Raw genomic sequence first — 486 nt, 5'->3', positions numbered from 1 at the left:
AACAACACGGCCAACCCAAAATACCCCACCCCAGGCAACATCAATCCCACACTGGACCGACCCAGCTCAAAAAAACTCAAACAAACCCAACACAAAAAACGCACCAACAACACCAAAACACCCAACACACACCAAACAACCAACCCACTACCACCAACCACACCAAAACCCAACAACCCCAACACCACCCCCACAACCACAAACACCAACAAAACCCCCAACACCAAAAACAAACCCAAACCCCCCAAAACCAACCCAACCCCCACAAAAAACCCCAAAAAAAACCCACCCAAACCCCAACACACCACCCCACCCAAAACCACCCCCCAAACCACACACAACCCCAACCCAACCCAACCCAACCCAACCCAACCACCACAACCACACCCCCCACCAACAACCACCCACAAAACCACCCCCCACACACACCCAACACCACCAACAAACCAAACAACACACACCCCAACAACCACCACACCACCAAAA

Annotated in this window: 1 pseudogene; it reads left to right on the top strand. The window is 52.3% G+C overall.

Annotated elements, in window-relative coordinates:
• A pseudogene (locus ACTHUG_RS11410) lies at window positions 1–486 on the top strand (hypothetical protein); the annotation flags it as partial.

This window comes from Neisseria sp. P0022.S009, assembly GCF_051956675.1.
Classification (GTDB): domain Bacteria; phylum Pseudomonadota; class Gammaproteobacteria; order Burkholderiales; family Neisseriaceae; genus Neisseria.
Note: the sequence above shows the minus strand (reverse complement) of the source record. Positions and strands in the feature narration are given on the sequence as shown.